Below are 20416 nucleotides of genomic sequence, written 5' to 3'. Positions count from 1 at the left end.
GCCCTTTTGCATACTATCAAATTTCAACTACTATTTAAACTGCACCTGCGTCAAGGCAAACGTACTTGGTTCGCCTTCCGCTTTGTAGGTTAAATAGAGTTCTGGTTGAATCCCTTCGGTTTTCTCAATGGGTAATACCACACTTCCACTTTGACCACTTAACCCACTTGGAATCAATTTACCCGAACCCAAAACTTTTCCATCTGGGGTGCCTGCTCTAAGTTCCAAGGTATATGGCGTACTAGGAGGTGCTTGCCAGCCAAGGATTGCAGTGACGGAGGAAACTCCTGTTAAATCCACATCCTCAATCTTTAACCATCCTTCAGCAGCATTAAGAAGTTGCAGTTGCATGCCGTTAAACGTCATTGTCTGTACCCCTTCTGATGCCGTACCTTCAGGAAAGGTCATCTTGTTGCTTGCGAGAGCCACAGTTTTAGAACCTGTTAAAGGAAGTGCATCTTCCGTACCTTGATCCGTATAGCTGGCTGTTAACAAGAACACCTCACCACTTTCCTTGTCCTCTGGACGCACCGTTCCTTCAAGTGGAAGTGATGGCTGTTTATTGTCATCACCGGTCAACGACTGGATGTATTGTGCAATCTGTCTCGCTTCAATTTGGGTCACATTGGGGTGTGCTGGCATAACTACCTCGCCCCAAACACCAGAACCTCCGCCAATGACTTTTGCCATTAAATAATTGGTAGCGCCACGACTGTCCTTATACTTTTCGGAAACCGCATAGTAGTTTGGTCCAATAGATGCTTCTTTTTCCTTGTGACAGGATTTACAATCCAAACTTTGGGTCAATGCCTTGCCCATTACAGCTCCAGATACTTGTTGATGTCCCAAATTCATATTGACTTCATCCATACCCGAACGATATTCAACAGATACGTACACATTGTTCTTGTCAACATCACCATCCGCATCAGAAACGGAAACTTTATACGCTATAGGTTGCCCTGGAATATAGAATGATTTGTTGGTCTGCTCCATATCGATAGTAACCACTGGGCGCTCGTTACCTGCAATAATAGTTTGGTCTGCGCTCGTAGCTGCTTCTCCCTCGGCATCCTTGGCGGTTACGTTGAACTTGTAGGACCCCGCCTTTTCATAAGTATAGGTCAATGTAGGTTCCGTGGTCTCCTTCGTGGTGCCATCCCCTAAATCCCAGAGGTAGGTCATACTATCCCCTTCTCTGTCATGAGCTTCAACAGTTGCTGTAACTGAAAGTGGAAGAGCACCTGAATCGGTATTCACTGCAAAGTTGTCAACTACCGGAGGACGATTACCTCCATTGAACTCAATATAGCCCAATCCACTATCGGGGTTGGCTGAGAACCAACCGCTACCGTATTCCAAAAGGTATACACGTCCATCAGGACTCATTTCCATATCAATTAGATTGTGGAGCTCAATGTCCGAAGCAAACGGTTCCATTTTATTAATAGAGCCATCTTCAAAAAGATGAACGGCTTTCATCCAACCTCTCATCCATTCATAGATAATTACTTTACCGTCATAGTACGCTGGTAATCCACCACCATTAGGGTATAAATCCGACCAATACGTAGGTCCAGCCATTGCATTTCTTGCTCCAGCTCCAAACTGCGGGAATTGCTCGGTATCGCCATAATGGTAATACGCAAAGGCAGGCTTGGCAGGCGGCAATTCCTTAAGTCCCGTATTGTTTCTAGAGTCGTTTATGGGCTTTTCGGGATTAAAAAATCGTCCAGACTCACCTGTTTCATAGTTATATCGATTGTAGGCGAAATTGTTTCCAATGAACATGGGCCAGCCGTAATTTCCTGCTTCACGGGCTTGGTTCATTTCATCATATCCACGAGGCCCACGGGTCTGAAGACTATCAACACGGGCATCGGGTCCAACATCACCCCAGTATAGGTATCCTCGTTTTATATCCACAGAAATTCTGTAAGGGTTTCGATGACCCATTGTGTAGATTTCTGGTCGGGCTCCCTCGGTTCCTTCAGGAAATAGATTCCCTTCTGGAATATCATAACTACCGTCTTCATTGACTTTGATTCGAAGAATCTTTCCTCGCAAGTCATTGGTGTTGGCAGAGGAACGTCGCGCATCATATTGTTCTTTTCCAGGCAAATCATTTAGAGGTGCATAGCCATGGTTGACATACTTCGCTCCACGCTCATCAAAAGGTGTGGAGTTATCTCCGGTGGATAGATACAGAAGATTGTCTGGCCCAAAAGTAATGGAACCGCCCGTATGGCAACAAATCTCGCGCTGACTGTCCACTTCAAGGATAATCTGCTCAGAACCCAAATCAAAATTGCCATCCATATATTTAAAACGGGAAAGTCGATTCACCCATTTGTCACCGGTTGGCGAATAATAAAGGTATATCCAGTGGTTTTCCTCAAAATTAGGGTCTTTTTGAAGTCCCATTAGACCTTCCTCAGCATTTACGCCAGGTGTTTCCAGAGTTTTGTAATACACATCCAAAAGGGCCACTTGACTCAAAGTCTGTGTTTCGTCAGAAAATAGCAGAACTTCCCCCCTACGCTGCGCAATCAGCACATCGTTGTTGGGTAGCACTGTCATTTCCGTAGGCTCAAAAAATTGGCCTGTGGATAGAACAACCTTGCTGAAACGGTCAGCTTCAGGTGGAAATTGGGATTTGGCCTTGGTATAATCCAATTCCAAATTTTTTCCAATAGCATAGTTGATTCCTCCCAACAAATGCTTTAAAAACAACGCTTCGGAATAGCTTTCATCGGTATGACCTGCAGCCGTGTAAAAAGCGCGACCTCCATCAAATTCGTGGTACCAAGCCATGGGGTGGTAATCTCCATTCTGCCCTCCTTCATAAGTAGACTCATCCACAGTGACCAACACATGAACATCATCATTAAGATTTTTAAAATTATACAGCTCATCCGTTCGATGCCAAATGCTATCAGTGAAAAATTCAGTGGAAGGATGACCTTTATCTTTAATGATAAAATCCGCTTCTGGCGTGCCCCTAGGATGACTTAAAAATTGGGCGCCTACCAATTTGTTGTACCAGCCCCAGTCATATTCGGCGTCCGTAGCAGCGTGGATTCCAACAAATCCACCGCCTGACTGCATGTAGCGCTCAAATGCAGCTTCTTGGCGTGCGTTGAGCACATCTCCTGTTGTACTTAAAAAGATAATGGTGGAATACTGTGCCAAATTTTCTTCAGTAAACAATTCGGCATTTTTGGTAGTATCAACTTCAAAGCCGTTCTCTTGGCCCATTTTTTGAAGTGCCGCAATTCCAGTCGGGATTGAAGCATGTTTATATCCCATTGTTTTTGAAAAGACCAATACTTTGGGTGGGCCACTTCTCTTCTTGCTGCAACTCGTTAGACCCAACACGAGTACTGCAGCGGTCAATACCAATACGTTTTTCATTAAAGTTAATTTAAATGCGCTTAAAAATACATATATATGTATCACTGTGCCAAATACATAATTTAAATCTTGTGTTCGTATGTAACATTTGTTGTTTTTGATGGTATATCCAAAACAGGATTTTAAGAAAATTTTAAGATCTTCAGGAAACGTAGCTAAAGAATTGGGCTTCAAAACCATGCTTTGGAATGCATAACTGTAAAAAGAATGCAAGAAATCGTAGCTTTAGGGTACAAAACCAAAAATGCCAAACCAAAAATGAAAAATCCCCTTTACGCACAGCAATTCTTAACCTATCCACCAATCCTAACTGCAGGCCAAAATACGGAGCTACAGCCAGCGGATTTGGCAATCATGAATGCCAACGTCATCGACCTCGAATTTGGGGAAACCATTCACGAAACCAAAAAAATCTAATTTGGACCATCTTCCTGAACACTACTTTAAAAATGATGGGGAATGGCGGGAGTGGCTCCACGAAAACCATAATACCTCAACCGGAATCCACCTTATTTTCTATAAAGTGGAGCACCACAAGGAAAGTATGCGATGGGAAGAAGCTGTCCGGGTGGCCTTATGCTTCGGTTGGATTGACAGCACCGTTAAAAGTCTGGGTGATGGAAAACGACGACAATATTTCTGCCCCAGAAAACCCAAAAGCGTTTGGAGCAAGGTCAATAAAAATCATATCAAAGAACTGAAATCCAATGGATTAATGCGTCAAAGTGGACTGGAAGCGATAAAAGTGGCCAAAAAGAACGGTTCTTGGACCGCTTTGGATGATGTGGAGAATGGAGTGGTCCCCAGTGATCTTCAAAAAGCATTGGAAAAAGACAGGGAAGCATTGGAGAACTTTCATAACTTCACTGCGGGACAGCGCAAAAGTTACCTGTACTGGCTCAACGATGCCAAACGGGAAGAAACCCGTCAGAAGCGCATCCAAGAAATTGTGGCCCTAGTGGCCCAAAACGTAAAATACCGAAACCAAAGATGAAAAATTCCCTCAAAGCAGCAAAATTGCTAGTGTTCCTGTTAGTCTTCTCGGCGTGTCAGGACAAAAAAACAGAACCAGTGGATCTGGCCATTCTAAACGCCCATGTCATTGACCTTGAATCTGGCAAAACCACAATCAAAAATATATACATCACCAATGGTGAGATCAAAGCTTTACTGGAAACAAATGCGGAGAATCCTTATAAAGCAGATTCATTGATTGACGCTACCGGAAAATATGTCCTACCCGGTTTTTGGGACAACCATATCCATTTACGAGGCGGAGATTCGCTGATTGCCAACAACAAGAACTTCCTAAAGCTTTTTATTGCCAACGGCGTAACCACCGTGAGGGATGCCGGAGGTGACTTGACCAGTTCCGTGATGGAATGGAAAGGGCAGATTGCCAATGAAGATTTGGTGGGACCCACCATTTTCACCGCCGGTCCAAAGATTGATGGCCCCAACTCCATGTGGGCGGGTTCCCTTGTTGTGGATAAAGAAGAAGATATCCCTGTGGCGTTGGATTCGTTGCAGGCGCTGAATGTTGATTTTGTAAAGTTGTACGACAGTCAATTTTCAGGTGAACTTTATCTTAAAACTATTAAAGAAACGGAAAAAAGAGGATTGATTGTTTCAGGACATATGCCCTTTAGCGCCACATTCAATGAAACGGTGGATGCCGGAATGGATGCCATTGAACATTTATACTATGTGTTGAAAGGATGTGCCGCCAATGAAAAAGAAATCACTGAAAAAGTAAAAAGTGGCGAAATGGGCTTTTGGGGTGCCATGCCTTCTTTGATGGAAGGATACACGGATAGTACCGCCCAAGCCACATTTCAGAAATTGAAGCAAAAAGGAGTCTTTGTGGTGCCCACCCTTTATATCGGGAATACCTTAAGTTACGTGGATGAAGTAGACCATACAAACGACCCCTACTTAAAATATATGGGAGCTGGCATTATTAAAACCTATGAAGGTCGAGTGCAAAGTGCTATGCGTGCTTCCGAAGAAGCTCGAAAAAACAGAAAGGAATTGGATACCTTTTTTGGTCAATTGGCAAAATTTCTCAATACCGCCGAAGTTGGACTTTTGGCAGGTTCAGACTGCGGGGCATTCAACTCCTATATCTATCCGGGAGTTTCATTACATAAAGAATTGGCTGCCATGGTAGCAAAAGGGATTTCTCCTTTGGATGCTCTTCGAACATCAGCCTACAATGGTGCTGCATTTTTACATAAAACGGACGCATACGGTACCATTTCCGAAGGAAAAGTTTCTGATTTGGTGCTTTTGGATGGTAATCCGCTAGAAAACATTGAACAAACCCAAAATATTTATGCCGTGCTCAAAGGTACCCAAGTGTTCAGCAAAGAGCAGCTTGAAGACCTCTCGGACAGCGCAGTAATGGATTAAAATAATATGATGTCAGACGCAGCCACTTCCAAAAATCGAAATAAGACCAACTACTGGAGCTTTATCTTATTCTTTTCCCTGACCATTTCCATATACGGACAACAGCTTCTGGTTCCTGATCGGGTTTTTGATGGGGAAGAAATGCATTCTGGTTGGGTTGTGGCCGTGAATGAAAACAAAATTGTCTACACTGGTCCAGAATCTGGATTGCAACGCACAAAATCCTATCAGCGGTACGAATTAAAAGGCAAGACCCTGTTACCGGGCATTATTGAAGGTCATTCACATATTCTTCTGCATCCGTACAATGAAACGGAATGGAATGATCAGGTTTTAAAGGAATCCGCTGCGGAACGGGCGGTTAGAGCAACCGTTCATGCCAAAAATTCGCTGATGGCAGGAGTAACCACCATGCGGGATTTGGGCTCGGAAGGAGCAGGTTATACCGATGTATATGTTAAGAAAACCATTGATGATGGTATCATACCTGGCCCTCGATTGTTGGTGGCTGGTCCGGCCATTGTGGCCACGGGTGCCTATGGCCCAAAAGGATTCCATGAAGGTGTTACTGTTCCACTCGGCGCTGTTCCAGTGAGCGGGGAAGCCGAAGCAATCAAAGAAGTGCGTAATCAAATGGGACAGGGAGCCAATCTCATTAAAATTTACGCCGATTATCGTTGGGGCAAGGATGAACCTTCCCAAGCCACTTTTCTGCAGGAAGAAATTGATGCCATGGTAGCTGCCGCCACAACTGCAGGTCGATATGTGGTGGCACACGCCAGTACCCCGGAAGGAATGAAACGCGCCATTTTAGGTGGTGTGGAGACAATTGAGCATGGCGATGGCGGTACTTCGGAGATTTTCAAGCTGATGAAAGACCGCAACGTTGCGCTATGCCCTACTTTAGCTGCGGGTGATGCCATTGAACAATATAAAGGATGGCAGAAGGGCAAAGAGCCCGACCCTGATAGAATTGCCAAAAAGAAGAAATCCTTCAAGCTGGCCTTGGATTCTGGGGTGGATATAGTTTTTGGAGGGGACGTAGGGGTATTCACCCACGGTGAAAATTATCGGGAAATGGAACTTATGGTAGAATATGGGATGCAATCCCAAAACGTTTTAAAATCCGCGACCTCCGGGAATGCCCACATATTCCACCTAGATGATTTGGGAAGGATTCAAACTGGATTTTTGGCCGATATGATTGCTGTGGACGGCAATCCTGTTGAAAATATTAAGCAAATGCGTCAGGTAAAATTTGTGATGAAGGATGGAGTAATCTACAAAAACGAATAGCCCTTTCGTTAACATCCCTTTAAGAAATCCACTTTGGGTTTTTGGTATCTTTAGGCGACTAATTAACGCTGACAATGAAAAAGCCTCTACTCCTTGTGATGCTTCTGGCATCCGTATCCCTATTTTCCCAAGAATTTTCAATCGATTTGCTGGAAGGCATAAAACCGCGAAACATTGGCCCTGCAGGGATGAGCGGTCGGGTTACTGCCATTGATGTTCTAACTTCCAACCCCGATGTCATGTACGTGGGTACCGCCTCAGGTGGTTTGTGGAAATCGACTTCTGGGGGCATTCAATGGGAACCTATTTTTGATGATCAAGTCACCGCATCCATTGGGGCTGTGGCCATTCAACAATCCAACCCCTCTGTTATTTGGGTAGGAACAGGTGAAGGAAATCCCAGAAATAGCCTCAATGGCGGTTATGGTGTCTATAAATCCTTGGATGGAGGTAAAACCTGGACATCCATGGGATTGGAAAAAACCAGACACATTCACAGAGTTATTATCGACCCAACAAATCCAGATATTGTCTATGTTGGCGCAATTGGTTCCCCTTGGGGAGAACATCCAGAACGTGGCGTCTATAAAACCACGGATGGTGGAAAAACCTGGGAAAAGGTGTTGTTCGTCAACAACAGAACAGGGATAGCTGATTTAGTTATGGACCCTACCAATCCCAACAAATTGATTGCGGCCATGTGGGAACACAAGCGTGAGCCATGGTTTTTTAAATCTGGTGGAGAAGGCAGCGGTTTATACATGACCCATGATGGTGGTGCAACCTGGAAAGAAATCACCGATGAAGATGGACTACCTAAAGGGGAACTGGGGCGAATCGGTATCGCCATTGCCCGAAACAAACCCAATATTGTCTATGCCTTGGTGGAAGCCAAGAAAAATGCCCTTTACAAATCAACTGACGGTGGATTTAAATGGGAGAAAATCAATGACAAAGACGATATTGGAAACCGTCCATTCTACTATTCTGAAATTTATGTCGACCCTCAAAATGAAAATAGGGTGTACTCTGTGTTTACCTATATCAATGTTTCGGAAGATGGTGGTAAGAACTTTACCCAGCTAATGCCATCCTATGGGGTGAGCAATGGCGTTCATCCAGACCACCACGCCTGGTGGATTCATCCAGAAAATGGTCAATTTATGATGGATGGTAATGATGGTGGAGTGAACATCACTAAAAACGGGGGTAAAACCTGGCGATTTATCGGAAACTTACCCGTGGCCCAATTCTATCACATCAATATGGACAATGAATTTCCGTACAATGTGTATGGTGGAATGCAGGACAATGGTTCTTGGCGTGGACCCGCTTATGTTTGGAAAGAGCAGGGCATTCGAAACAGTTATTGGCAAGAAATTGCTTTTGGCGATGGCTTTGATGTTGTTCCCGATAAAGATAATAGTCAATATGGCTACGCCATGAGTCAACAGGGTTTTGTAAGTCGATACGATTGGATTACTGGAAACAATTATTCGGTCCGCCCTACTCCACCAGACCCGGAGACCCTGCTCCGCTTTAATTGGAATGCCGCTATTGGTCAGGACCCATTTGATAATAGCACGGTCTATTTTGGAAGTCAGTTTGTGCATAAATCTACCAATAAAGGCCAGACATGGGAAGTAATTTCGCCAGATTTGACCACCAATGACCCTGAAAAACAAAAGCAGAGCGAAAGCGGTGGCCTTACCATGGATGCCACTGGTGCTGAAAATCATACCACTATCATTGTCATTGAACCGTCTCCTGTTGAGAAGGACATGCTTTGGGTGGGAACTGATGACGGCCGCGTACATTTTACCCAAAATGGTGGCGGTTCTTGGACCGAAGTCACTAACAATATAAAAGGACTGCCTAAAGGCAGCTGGATTCCCCAGATAAAAGCGTCGCACAATAACAAAGGTGAAGCCCTATTGATTGCGAATGACTACAGGAGATTCAACTACGCTCCCTATGCCTACAGAACCAAGGATTATGGAAAAACATGGACCCGTATCGTGGACCAAAGTGATGTGGAAAGCTATACCTTATCTATTATTGAAGACCCAGAAAATCCAAATTTGATGTTTTTGGGTACGGATGACGGGCTTTATATTTCGTTGGATGCAGGAAACCAGTGGAAAAAATGGAACAAAAGTTTCCCCACGGTATCCACCAAGGATTTGGCCATCCACCCCAGAGAGCAGGATTTGGTCATTGGGACCTTTGGAAGGGCCGCTTGGGTGCTTGACGATATTCGTCCGCTACGGGCATTGGCGGGAAACACATCAATCTTGAATAAAGAGGTTGCACTTTTCAAAAGTCCAGATGCGTATTTGGCTGCTTACCAACAACCCACAGGAAGTCGCTTTGGTGGTGATGCCATCTACAATGCAGAAAATCGGGCATCAGGTGCCATGATTACATACTATTTAAAAGAAGGAAACAAAAAGGACAAAACAGCTGACAAGAAAGAGGAAGGTGATGAAGCTTCTAAAGCTGAAGATAAACCCAAGGAAAAAACCAAGGATTCCATCTTCTTTGAATTTTATGATGGGGATAGATTGATTCGAACCCTAACATACAAGACCCCGGAAAAAGCCGGTTTCCATAGGATTTATTGGAATATGGATGAAAAAGGACCAGATTCACCATCAAGAACCATTTCAAAACGAAAGAGAGAATCAGGTGGAATTACCGTGAAACCGGGAACCTACAAGGTGAAGGTCAACTATGGAGAAACCTCCGATTCCACTTCGGTGACGGTAAAAACCGACCCCAGACTCGACGTTTCGTTAGGCTCGATAAATGAGGTGTATGCCTTGGGCAAAAAACTGGAAGGATACACTCAAACAGCTGCCGATGCCGTAAAACAACTGGTTGAAAGCAAAAATCTGGCAGACAAATATCAAAAAGAGCTCAAGGAATTGGACAAGGATAAGTTCAAGGATCAAATTGAAGCATCCGAAGCCATTCAAAAACAAATCGATTCGGTAATCGCCTTGTATCTTGGAAAAGAAGACAAGCGTCAAGGGATTACCCGAAACCCAGAGCCTTCGGTAGTTTTGCGCTTAAATACCGCTGAATCCTATGTCAATTCCAGAAAAACAGGCATTACCAGCACAGAAACTAGATTGGTTCAATTTGCGGAAGAGGAATTAAAGTCCGCCTTGGACAAAACCAATGCCTTCTTTACTGAAAAATGGAAACCGTATCGAGCTTCCATAGAATCATTGGATTTGTCACCTTTCAAAGAAACGGAAACCTTTAGCTTAGATTAATGACGAAGAATTTGAGGAGTGTATCGACCATTCTGGTGGCGTTAATGACAATAATTGCTGTTAATGGACAAGAACCCGGTGAAGACAAAATGGGTGCCTGGTACATGTACTTTGGCACCAATAAAATTGCCGAGCGGTTCAGCATTCACACTGAGGCGCAGTTCCGGTTTTACGAGACCACCAGTAATTTCAACCAGCTTTTGCTTCGTACGGGGCTCAACTACCACATCAACCCCAATGCTATTGCCACTGGGGGGTATGGTTTTATTTCCACCGATGGAACTTTCGAAGAGTTCCCCAATGAAACCAACAGCAAGGAACACCGAATCTTTGAACAATTTATATTGAAAAATAAGGTCTGGGAATTTCTTTTTGAACATCGGTATCGGTTGGAGCAACGCTTTCTGGATTTTGGGGATGTGACTGATACACAACATCGGGCACGGTACCGAATTCAAATTACCTTGCCGTTGAGCGACACTTTTTTCCTCAACTTTTACGATGAGTTGTTCATCAATCTTCAGGATGACCTTTTTGGTCAAAATAGATTGTATGGGGCGGTGGGGATTCATATTTCAGGAAATAGCAGTGTGCAACTCGGCTATTTGAGGAATCAATTTAGCAATGCGGTCTACGACCGGTTACAATTGGGATTCTTTTATAATCCAGATTTAAGGGGGCTGTTCAAAAAGAGCGATGATAGTGACTAAACCTTAGAGTCGCATGTGTCGGATATCAAAATAATCCAATTCCAACTCAATGGTGGCATTGTATATTTTGCGTAAAGATCTAACGTAGTCCTTTTGGTCAATGGAACCTTTGAGCTTATTTTCCTTCAATCGACGATAGCCTTTGCAAAACGATTTTCTCTTTTTGCAATAAATCACGAAGTTGATATAATTAAAAGCTAAATGCGTCAATTTTTAAATTTTTAAGGTCAAGGTATCGGCTCTATTTTTATAACGATTCAACCAGAAAATTCGTATTGTCTTAAATAAAAATCAAAAAGAAGGATTGGTTGCGAAAATTGTTGACATGCCCCCAATTATTAAGTACCTTAGATGTTAAACCTAAAATTACTCACAATGAAAAAATTACAAACGCTTGCGCTGGGGTTGGTCCTTGTGACCGCATTTAGCTGTAAGCAAGTAAAAAAAGAAGCGGAGGAAACCTCCGATGAGATAGAGGAAGCTGTTGACCAAATGGCCGAAAAAATGGAGCCAACCGTCATCACTTTTAAAATGGAGCCGAAAAGCGATAGTGGTGTAACTGGCGAGGTAACTTTTACCGAAGATGATGGTAAAGTTATGATGAAAGCCATATTTACAGGACTTACCGAAGGCGAACACGCCATCCACCTTCACGAAAAAGCAGACTGTTCCGCAGCCGATGGTACTTCAACCGGTGGTCACTGGAACCCAACGTTCCAACCGCATGGAAAATGGGGAGCTGTTGAAGGATATCACAAAGGAGATATTGGCAACTTCACTGCAGATGCCGATGGAAATGCAACTGTTGAGTTCGAAACTGATGAATGGTGCATTGGTTGTGATGACGAAACCAAAAACATTTTGGGCAAGGCTGTGATAGTTCACCAAGGAGTGGATGATTATACCTCACAACCCAGTGGAGCCGCTGGTGCCCGGGTATCCTGTACTGGAATTATCCAATAAATTAATATTGAAAAGCTGCCCAGTGGGCAGCTTTTTTTATGTATCACTTACCTCAATAGGGATATTATGAGCGATAAAACCTATTCCAATGGTGAAATCACCGTTATCTGGAAAGCCGAACTTTGCCAACATGCTGGAGTTTGTGTGAAAATGTTACCACAGGTCTATAATCCAAAGGAAAGACCATGGATTAAGGTTGAAAATGCAACCACCCAGCAATTGAAAGAACAGATTTCCAAGTGTCCTTCTGGGGCATTGACTTATACTGAAAACAACGCCTAGCTTTATGGAAAAGGAATATAAGCTCGTTGACAATGCGGAGGCCAAACAATTTCAGTTTGATTTGGGTGATGCCATCGCGAAAATTGAATACATCAAAGCCAAAGAAAAAATTTACCTCACCCATACCGAAGTCCCAACTTCCTATGAAGGAAAAGGAATTGGTTCGGCGTTGATCAAACAAACCTTGGAACACATCAAAGCCCAAGATTGGACCTTGATTCCCCTCTGCCCTTTTGTAGCACTCTACTTAAAACGACATCCAGAGTGGAAAGAATTGGTGATGAAGGGTATCAACATTGAATAATCTCGCTTATTCAGACTTTTCCTGTTGACAAAACTCCTACTTTTGTCAGCTTACAACCAAGCATGTCCAAATTCCAGAATGCCCTTACCATCAATCCGGCCAAAAGTCCATTTTTCTATGGCTACGTGATTCTTTTTATGGGTACGCTTGGCGTTTACTGCAGTATACCGGGGCAAACCATAGGTGTTTCGGTGTTTACCGACCCTGTAAAAGATGCTCTTGGGTTGAACCGGAACCAGTTCAGCAATGCCTACATGCTGGGCACCATTATGAGTTCCCTGTTCATAAGTCGTGGTGGCGTTTGGTTCGACAAATACGGGGCACGTTATGTGGCTTTCTTTGCCACTCTGGTATTGGCCCTTACACTTTTGCTTTGTTCATTTTCGGCCCAAATGAGTGAATTTATCCAGCAGGTTTTGAATCAAGAAACATGGGTTATCCCATTTGTATTGATTACCTGTCTATTCTTCTTGCTACGTTTCGCAGGACAAGGTATACTGACCATGGCCTCCCGAAACATGATCATGATTTGGTTCGATAAAAACCGTGGAAAGGTAAATATGTTCAGCAGTGTGGCCCTATCCTTTGGCTTTTCCTCTTCCCCACTCTGGGTCAGTGCCTTAATTGATGGTTATGGCTGGCAGCATGCATGGCGCTATTTAGCTTTGGGTTTGCTCATTTTTAGTGTTTTGATATTTCTGTTTTACAAGAACAAACCAGAAGACCATGGGCTTGTCCCTGATGGACATAAAAAGGATACCGAAACCGACGACAAAACCCCTCAAATTGGTTACAAACAATTCAATCTGAAGGAAGCGATGGCAACCCGTGCCTTTTGGATGTATGCCTTTATGCTGGCTTTCAACAGTTTTTTCATTACTGGATTAACGTTTCATGTAATCTCCATTTTTGCAAGTGAAGGATTTCCGAAAGAAGACGCCATTTCCATTTTCCTTCCAGGCTCCGTGGTTGCTGTCACCGTATCAACCGTATTCAATTGGTTGAGTGATTACCTCCCGCTAAAATTGTATCTCTATTTAATGCTTGCAGGGGGTGTCTTGGCTGCAACAGGCTTCCTATTTCTAGCCTATCCATTTGGAATCCCGTTTTTAGTAGTTGGTTTCGGAACCCTTGGCGGCTTTTTTGCCGTTTTGAATGCCATTGCTTGGCCCCGCTTTTATGGGCGTGACCATTTGGGTGCGATTACCGGCAAGGTGATGAGTTTTTTGGTATTGGCAAGCGCTCTGGCCCCACCCATTTTCAGTTTTTTCTTTTCAACCTTTGGGTCCTATCGGTTGGTCGGGTACTTAGGCCTGGCCTTCCTCACTTTTATGGCCATTGCAAGTATCAAGTCCAAAAATCCGCAATAGTCCGTTTCTCTTTGGTGGAGCTTCAGAATATCGAAGAACCAACACTATTTTTTATATCTTTAGCAGAATTGCTATGCATCTAGATAACCTCATACAACAATTCCAAAAGAAAGATAAGGTCGCGTTTGAAACGTTGTATAATATGTATGCGGAAAATATTTGTGGGGTCATCAATGTAATCCTCAAAGACCCCGAGCGTTCCCAAGAACTTTGTCAAGATGTATTTGTGAAAATTTGGAACAAGTCCCATCAATATGATACCTCAAAAGGTCGATTTTTCACCTGGATATTGAACATAGCCCGCAATACGGCTATCGATGAACTGCGCTCAAAAGACCATAAAAACCAAAAGAAAAACCTACCTGTTGATTCTCTCGTAGGTATCTATGAAAATAGCGAAGATCTAAATGGAAAAATAGATACCATTGGTCTACAATCCCTTTTAAAAGGTTTGAAAGACAAATGTATCTTGTTGATAGATCTGCTTTATTTTAAGGGATATACCCAAAAAGAAGCGGCCAAGGAGCTTAAAACACCTGTTGGCACTATAAAAACTAGAATTAGAAGCTGTATTTCCGAGATTCGGAAAAACATGGCATAACAAAATGGACGTTGAAAAGTACATAGCATCCGGAATTTTAGAGCTCTACGTTGCTGGAGCCCTAAGCCCCGAGGAAAACTTGGAGGTACAGCACTATGCTATTCAATACCCTGAAATAAAAAAGGAAATTGAAGCCATTGAAGCTGCCCTATTGGAGCTTACCCGGACCACATCAGCTAAAATGCCCAATGATGCCTTTGCCAAAATAAAGACTGAATTGGATGATGTTATTCCATTTATGCCTTCATCATCAGAGAAGAAAACCCCATGGTCCAGTTATTTAGGTTGGGCCGCAGCTGTATTGTTTGCAGCGAGTACGATTTGGATGTATCTGCAGAACACCACATTAAAATCTGATATTGAAGTCACTAACCAAGAAAAGGAAAGTCTTGAAGAAATTATTTCAACTACGCGTGAAGAGGTCGCAGACAAAGAAAGCCTTTTACGAGAACTACGTGATAAAAATGTGACCGTAATCGCTTTGGGAGGACAGGCCGTTTCGCCAAACTCCTATGCCAAAGCTTATTGGAACCGAGAAGAACAAAAAGTCATCATCGATGCCCAAGGACTTCCCGAGCCCCCACCCGGATTCACCTATCAAGTTTGGTCTTTAAAGTTGGAGCCCTTGACCCCAACAAGTATTGGTCTATTGGATGATTTTGTTTCAGAAGACTCCAAGTTGTTCACGCTTGAAAATCCAAATGCATCCGAAGCATTCGGTATTACACTTGAGCCAGAGGGCGGAAGCGAGACTCCTACCCTAGAGCAATTATATACTTTGGGTGCAGTAGGCCCATAATCAATGCATTTTTGAGAATATTTATGTAACCAGTTACATATATTCCATATATTTGCGTAACCAGTTACGTATTTTTATGGAAGCCGACTTTTTACAAGAAATCCAACATTTAGGTTTTACCGCCCGCATCAAAAGACTCAATGAAAAAATTGTATCGAGTACCTTGGAACACTATTCCGGTCTAAACATGGGTATTGAACCCAATTGGCACGTTATCTTTTTATTACTGAAGGAAAAAGGAAAACTTACCGTGACCGAGATTGCCAGTGCTTTGGGATTCTCGCATCCTGCCATGATCAAGATTACGCGAAAAATGAAGGATAGCGGCTATCTGGAAAGTTTTAAAGACCCAGATGATGGCAGAAAAACCTTCATTCAACTCTCCAAACAAGGAAGTGACTCCTTACCTGCTTTTGAGGAGGAATGGAACCGGGTTCAACTGGTTTTGAAAGAGTTTGTAAGCGACGTATTTCTAGAAAACCTGAATCAGTTAGAGCAAGATTTTGACACTGTAGGATTTAAGGAACGTTATCAAAAGCGATTTGGAAAAAACCGCTACACCATTCGAAATGCAAAGCCATCCGAGTTTAAGGCCATTGGTGCATTGATGGTGGAAGTATATGCTGGATTGGAAGGATTTCCTAGGGCCAACGAACAGCCTCAATACTATGAAACCTTGGCTAATATTGGTGATATGACCCAAAAACCCGGTGTAGATCTTTTGATTGCGGTATCCGATGATGGAAAAATTCTGGGCGCGCTACTTTATTTCGAGGATATGCAACAATATGGTTCTGGGGGCATTGCGACGAAAGAAAAAAATGCCTCTGGTTTTCGGTTTTTGGCCGTTGACCCATCAGCAAGAGGTTTGGGCATAGGAAAGGCTCTAAGCATTGCTTGTATTGAAAAAGCCAGAAAAAAAGGGCATACCCAACTAATCATCCATAGTACGGCTTATATGAAAGTTGCTTGGAAAATGTACGAGAAACTCGGGTTTGTTGGGTCAACGGATTTGAATTTCAAACAAGGAGACCTTCAGGTTTATGGATTCCGATTAAAACTGTAGCAATAAACAAAAACAGCTTGGCAATGCCAAGCTGTCTTCCCGAATCAATTAACGTACTAAAAACCGTCAACTTAAAGTTTTACCCCCACTCCAAATCCAAAAATCCATGGGTTGATATCTACATCCGCAACCACTGTGGCGCCCAATGCTGTAGTTGCATTTACCGTGGCATCCGTGTTCAGGAACAATTTTTTAACATCAAGGTTGAGGAACCATTTATCGTTAAGCATAAAATCGAAACCTCCCTGCAAGGCATAGCCCACCGCGGTATCATATTCCACATCATCTGCCACCGGACCTTCATCCACCCCATAGAACAGGGTAAGATTTAGACCAGCTCCCAAGTAGGGCACAAAATCGCCTCCGGTAAAGTGGTATTGACCTGTCAACGTTGGAGGAAGTAGCCAAACGTGTCCCAAATCTATATCGCCAGCAGCGGTCCCTACAGCCTCAACATCGTGTTTTGTAGTGGCCAAAATCAATTCCAGTGACCAATTTTCATCAAAGAAATACGAGATATCAAACTCAGGCACAACTGCAGTTGAAATGGATGCGTCCCCTCCTATCGCTTCAATGTCCGCACTCTCATCCGGGGTAACCACAATTCCCCGAAGACGGAACTGCCAAGGGCTCCCACTACTGCTCGACGAAGAATCCTGGGCCATTACGCTGTTCATCATCCCCATTAACACTACCATTGCAAAAAGTGCTGTTTTTCTCATTTCTTTAAATTTTAAGATTGAGCAAAACTACCTTGCAAGGGTTTCCAAGAATATGATGTTTATCATTGGAAATTTGTTTGTGGTGCTAAACTTCCAATAATCAGGGATGATGCTACATTGCGTTTTTTGATTTAAATGCAAGCCTACTCGAAAAAGAAAGCCCTTAAAACCATTTCTTTCGTCTAAAAATAATGATGGAAATTAAGGTGACTAAAAGCATCAACCCTAAAAGGATGAAATAACCGTAATGCCAATTGAGTTCCGGGATATTTTCAAAATTCATTCCGTAGATACCAGCCAAAAATGTCAAGGGGATGAAAATAACCGAGAAAATGGTGAGCGTCTTCATGACTTCGTTTAATCGATGTCCTTGGATACTGAAAAAGAGATTGATTTGACTTTCCAATTCCTGAATATCTGAATCAATGTCGTTGGTGAGTCCATTGATTTGCTCCCGAAGTTCACTAAAATACTTGGTATGGAATCCTTTTACCTGCACCCTTTCCAAGCGGACTGCAATATCACGAAGTCCGTGGGAGGCTTTTTTAAACTGATGGATCATGGCTTTCTTTTGTTCCACTTCGAACATAAACTCTGGGGTAGGCTCCAATTTGGTTGCTTTGTCCAGCATATTTTCCATGAGTACAACCTCTTCGTACTTCTCCTTGTAATTTGTGATGATGGTCTCTAAAATAAAATAGAGCAGATAATCGGCCCGCTTTTTTCTGATGATGCCCTTATTGTCAAAAATACGATTGCGAATCCAATCAAAATGATCACCACGCTTTTCCTGGATACACCAAATAAAGTCTTTGCCTGCCACAAAAAACATCTGTTCAGAATCCAAATTATGGTTTTCGGTCTTTAGAATCCTAACGGCGATAAACAACTGCTCTTCCAACTCTATAACCTTGTTGCCCAGATTCTGATTGGCAAACAATCTGAGTAGAAAATCATCCAGCTCGTTACTGAGCACCATGGACCTGAATTCATCCATGTAGCCTAACCCGTACGTATTGACCCAAGTAATGGTCTTATCCTTTTTGGAAAGATTGCAATCTTCAGCCAAGGAAAACTTCCTATTGTAATAGTCATCCACCGAGTAATTGATGACCCATGTATTATTTTCAAAATCCGTTACCATCGAAATAAAAGTATGTGCGTAATTTGTAGTTTAAAATAATAAGTTAATCAAATTTACTAAGTAATGTCCATGTTAGACCCAATGTCCTTTAAAACCGAAATTTTGGTCACCGTAATCCTATTGGTGGTGACCATTACGCTTAGTTCGTTCAGCAAAAGGGCAATACGCAAGTTTGGAAAGACCAGCTCCATAGACATGAACAGCCGAAAGATTATTTTTTATCTAAGTAATCTTTTCTTTTATCTGCTTGCCTTTGTGGGCATTTCCTTGATTTGGGGCGTTAATCTTAAAGACTTTTCCCTGTTTCTCTCCTCGGTATTGGCCATTGTAGGTATTGGTTTTGTGGCTCAATGGTCCATACTCTCCAATTTAACGGCCAGTGTCATTTTATTTTTTAGCCATCCATTGCGCTTGGGTGACCGGATTCGGGTGATGGATAAGGATTTTGACTGGACCGGAAAAGTGGAAGATATCAGCGGGTTTTATCTTTTTATGCGAACCGATGATGGTCGAAGAATTACCATTCCTACCAATTTGGTCATTCAAAAAGGAATAGAAATCCTTAAGCATGAAGATATTGAAACGGAACACGAGGCCGAGAAAGAGGACGCTGTTGACTAAATGAAATACGCCACGGGGGAACCATGGCGTATCCAAAACAACAACCAAGCAATAGCATGAACCACCACTTTTCTTTATTGTCAAATGGGTCTTATAGGCTAAGTATTTGAGTCTCTTTTAGTGGGCCAAGTTCGTAGATGGCACCCATTAGTTCCTTTTTTAGTTCTTCCACCTTGCCGTGGTTTCCGCTGGCTTTATAAATTTCAGCGGCTTGGGAAAGCACGGCTGGCTCAAAGGTCTTTCCTTCAATATGGTTTTTTACAATTTCCAGCGCCTTCTTGTTTTCCCCTTTTTTGAGATAGCTGTATGCCAGTAGCCCATATGATTCTGGTGTTGGCCTGTTTTCGACTTCCTTTTTCGCCAATTTCATTGCTTTTTCCTCTACTTTCATGTTGATGTAAAAATCCACATTATAGGCATTGTACATGTCTCCATATGCAAAGTTTTGCACCTTCTTGTAATAGTCATCCAAAGACTCAAGTTTGAGCATTTCATTCCCTAAAAATTCAGCGATTTCAGCTTTTAATAAATAATACTCGGGTGATTGGTGTTTTTTAAGAATGGAATCCAAAATCCGTAAAGCTTCAGTTCCATTGCGTTCATGGGAATACACAATCCATGCTATCCCCTTTTTGGCATATGCATTTTTGGGATCCAACTGAAGCGCTTTTAAATACAGGCGATATGATTCTTCAATACGACCTGCATGGCCATAAAAATCCGCCAAGTTGGTATAGGACCACAAGAGCATACCATTATTTTTTGAAGATTCTGCCTTTGCTCTAGCTTTTTCCATAAATCGGATGGCAGTCTCTAAATCTCCCTTATGATCGTTCCATTTTGCCAATCGGATTAGATAGCCAAAATCAGACATGTTGCTGATGCTATCTAAATAAGAGTTTGCGATTTCATAATTGCCCAGTTCCATGTGAACATCAAAGAACAAGGCTTGGGTGTCATTGACCCCACTTCCCATTTTTTCAGCCTGTTGCGCCAAGGTCAATGCCTCTTTAAATCGATGTTGGGAAATATAATTACGGGCCAGCGCCCTAAAGTATGAGGCTTTTCCAACCGCAGCGATATCCACTGCCTTTTGCAGTGATTGCTCAGCCATTTTTAAATATTTGATATCCCCAGTTCCCTGAAAGAATCGATTGTATTCCCCAGCCACATTTCCAAGGCTCAACAGTTGTAAACTATCCGTTTTTATCTTGTTGTCCCATAGTTCAAAATACTTGGATGTAGTTTTTATGGGTTTTTCAGCCAAGTAGCGGTCATAATCCTTTCTATCAGTTCTAAAACCCTCTTCTTTGTTGCATGACAACATAGCCATTGTCATCAAAAGTGGTAGTATGTATTTAAATTTCTGCATGGTGTTGTTGTTTTAATTTAAAAAAGGGAGAGGACAAGCCTCTCCCCCTCCTTTTCATA

At 42.7% G+C, this 20416-nt stretch carries 19 protein-coding genes; 14 read left to right on the top strand and 5 right to left on the bottom strand.

From position 1 onward, the window contains the following. Positions 1-30: 30 nt before the first annotated feature. A complete protein-coding gene (locus ACFSJE_RS00505) occupies positions 31-3414 on the bottom strand; it encodes a ThuA domain-containing protein (protein ID WP_379828989.1) in 3384 nt (1127 codons plus the stop codon). A 258-nt stretch (positions 3415-3672) separates the two neighbouring features. Here ACFSJE_RS00505 and ACFSJE_RS00500 point away from each other — a divergent pair, with 258 nt between their 5' ends. From ACFSJE_RS00500 to ACFSJE_RS00475, 6 genes are all read left to right on the top strand, one after another. Further along, positions 3673-3831 (top strand): hypothetical protein, encoded by a 159-nt coding sequence (locus ACFSJE_RS00500; RefSeq protein WP_379828987.1) that lies wholly within the window; start codon positions 3673-3675, stop codon positions 3829-3831. A 1-nt stretch (position 3832) separates the two neighbouring features. After that, a complete protein-coding gene (locus tag ACFSJE_RS00495) occupies positions 3833-4408 on the top strand; it encodes a YdeI/OmpD-associated family protein (RefSeq protein WP_379828985.1) in 576 nt (191 codons plus the stop codon). Beyond that, complete coding sequence (locus tag ACFSJE_RS00490; protein ID WP_379828983.1) at positions 4405-5826, top strand: amidohydrolase family protein; 1422 nt, start codon at positions 4405-4407, stop codon at positions 5824-5826. The genes ACFSJE_RS00495 and ACFSJE_RS00490 overlap by 4 nt, the downstream gene beginning before the upstream one ends. Positions 5827-5832: 6 nt before the next feature. After that, positions 5833-7122 (top strand): metal-dependent hydrolase family protein, encoded by a 1290-nt coding sequence (locus tag ACFSJE_RS00485; protein ID WP_379828981.1) that lies wholly within the window; start codon positions 5833-5835, stop codon positions 7120-7122. 74 nt (positions 7123-7196) lie between these two features. Then, complete coding sequence (locus ACFSJE_RS00480) at positions 7197-10403, top strand: WD40/YVTN/BNR-like repeat-containing protein (RefSeq protein ID WP_379828979.1); 3207 nt, start codon at positions 7197-7199, stop codon at positions 10401-10403. Continuing rightward, positions 10403-11113, top strand: coding sequence for a DUF2490 domain-containing protein (locus ACFSJE_RS00475; protein WP_379828977.1), 711 nt, complete (start codon positions 10403-10405; stop codon positions 11111-11113). Before ACFSJE_RS00480 ends, ACFSJE_RS00475 begins: the two co-directional genes overlap by 1 nt. Positions 11114-11116: 3 nt before the next feature. Here ACFSJE_RS00475 and ACFSJE_RS00470 read toward each other — a convergent pair whose 3' ends face one another. Next, a complete protein-coding gene (locus ACFSJE_RS00470) occupies positions 11117-11242 on the bottom strand; it encodes a hypothetical protein (RefSeq protein WP_379828975.1) in 126 nt (41 codons plus the stop codon). Between the two features lie 246 nt (positions 11243-11488). Here ACFSJE_RS00470 and ACFSJE_RS00465 point away from each other — a divergent pair, with 246 nt between their 5' ends. The 7 genes from ACFSJE_RS00465 (at position 11489) to ACFSJE_RS00435 (ending at position 16498) form a co-directional block, all read left to right on the top strand. Beyond that, the gene (locus ACFSJE_RS00465; protein ID WP_379828974.1) at positions 11489-12076 is read left to right on the top strand and encodes a superoxide dismutase family protein; all 588 of its coding nucleotides are present in this window, start codon (positions 11489-11491) and stop codon (positions 12074-12076) included. A gap of 66 nt (positions 12077-12142) precedes the next feature. Further along, positions 12143-12358: a (4Fe-4S)-binding protein gene (locus tag ACFSJE_RS00460; protein ID WP_379828973.1), complete on the top strand. Its 216-nt coding sequence runs from the start codon at positions 12143-12145 to the stop codon at positions 12356-12358. Between the two features lie 4 nt (positions 12359-12362). Further along, the gene (locus ACFSJE_RS00455) at positions 12363-12662 is read left to right on the top strand and encodes a GNAT family N-acetyltransferase (RefSeq protein ID WP_379828971.1); all 300 of its coding nucleotides are present in this window, start codon (positions 12363-12365) and stop codon (positions 12660-12662) included. A 62-nt stretch (positions 12663-12724) separates the two neighbouring features. Further along, positions 12725-14032 carry an MFS transporter gene (locus tag ACFSJE_RS00450; RefSeq protein WP_379828969.1) on the top strand — a complete coding sequence of 436 codons (1308 nt, stop codon included), beginning with the start codon at positions 12725-12727 and terminating at the stop codon, positions 14030-14032. A gap of 73 nt (positions 14033-14105) precedes the next feature. Beyond that, positions 14106-14633, top strand: coding sequence for an RNA polymerase sigma factor (locus tag ACFSJE_RS00445; RefSeq protein ID WP_379828968.1), 528 nt, complete (start codon positions 14106-14108; stop codon positions 14631-14633). A 4-nt stretch (positions 14634-14637) separates the two neighbouring features. After that, on the top strand, positions 14638-15432 hold the full coding sequence (locus ACFSJE_RS00440) for an anti-sigma factor (protein ID WP_379828966.1): 795 nt from the start codon (positions 14638-14640) through the stop codon (positions 15430-15432). A 76-nt stretch (positions 15433-15508) separates the two neighbouring features. Next, on the top strand, positions 15509-16498 hold the full coding sequence (locus ACFSJE_RS00435; RefSeq protein ID WP_379828965.1) for a GNAT family N-acetyltransferase: 990 nt from the start codon (positions 15509-15511) through the stop codon (positions 16496-16498). Positions 16499-16569: 71 nt separating this feature from the next. Here the strand turns inward: ACFSJE_RS00435 and ACFSJE_RS00430 are convergent, their stop codons facing one another. Beyond that, positions 16570-17220: an OmpW/AlkL family protein gene (locus ACFSJE_RS00430; RefSeq protein ID WP_379828964.1), complete on the bottom strand. Its 651-nt coding sequence runs from the start codon at positions 17218-17220 to the stop codon at positions 16570-16572. A 163-nt stretch (positions 17221-17383) separates the two neighbouring features. Beyond that, positions 17384-18364, bottom strand: a complete 981-nt coding sequence (locus tag ACFSJE_RS00425) for a CorA family divalent cation transporter (RefSeq protein ID WP_379828962.1) — start codon at positions 18362-18364, stop codon at positions 17384-17386. A 63-nt stretch (positions 18365-18427) separates the two neighbouring features. Between ACFSJE_RS00425 and ACFSJE_RS00420 the strand changes: the two genes are divergently transcribed. Next, positions 18428-18985 carry a mechanosensitive ion channel family protein gene (locus ACFSJE_RS00420; protein WP_379828961.1) on the top strand — a complete coding sequence of 186 codons (558 nt, stop codon included), beginning with the start codon at positions 18428-18430 and terminating at the stop codon, positions 18983-18985. 91 nt (positions 18986-19076) lie between these two features. On the opposite strand, the gene ACFSJE_RS00415 is transcribed toward ACFSJE_RS00420, so the two are convergent. After that, positions 19077-20357, bottom strand: a complete 1281-nt coding sequence (locus tag ACFSJE_RS00415) for a tetratricopeptide repeat protein (RefSeq protein WP_379828959.1) — start codon at positions 20355-20357, stop codon at positions 19077-19079. Between the last annotated feature and the right edge of the window lie 59 nt (positions 20358-20416).

It is taken from the genome of Flagellimonas iocasae, from assembly GCF_042682725.1.
Classification (GTDB): Bacteria; Bacteroidota; Bacteroidia; order Flavobacteriales; family Flavobacteriaceae; genus Flagellimonas; species Flagellimonas iocasae.
Note: the sequence above shows the minus strand (reverse complement) of the source record. Positions and strands in the feature narration are given on the sequence as shown.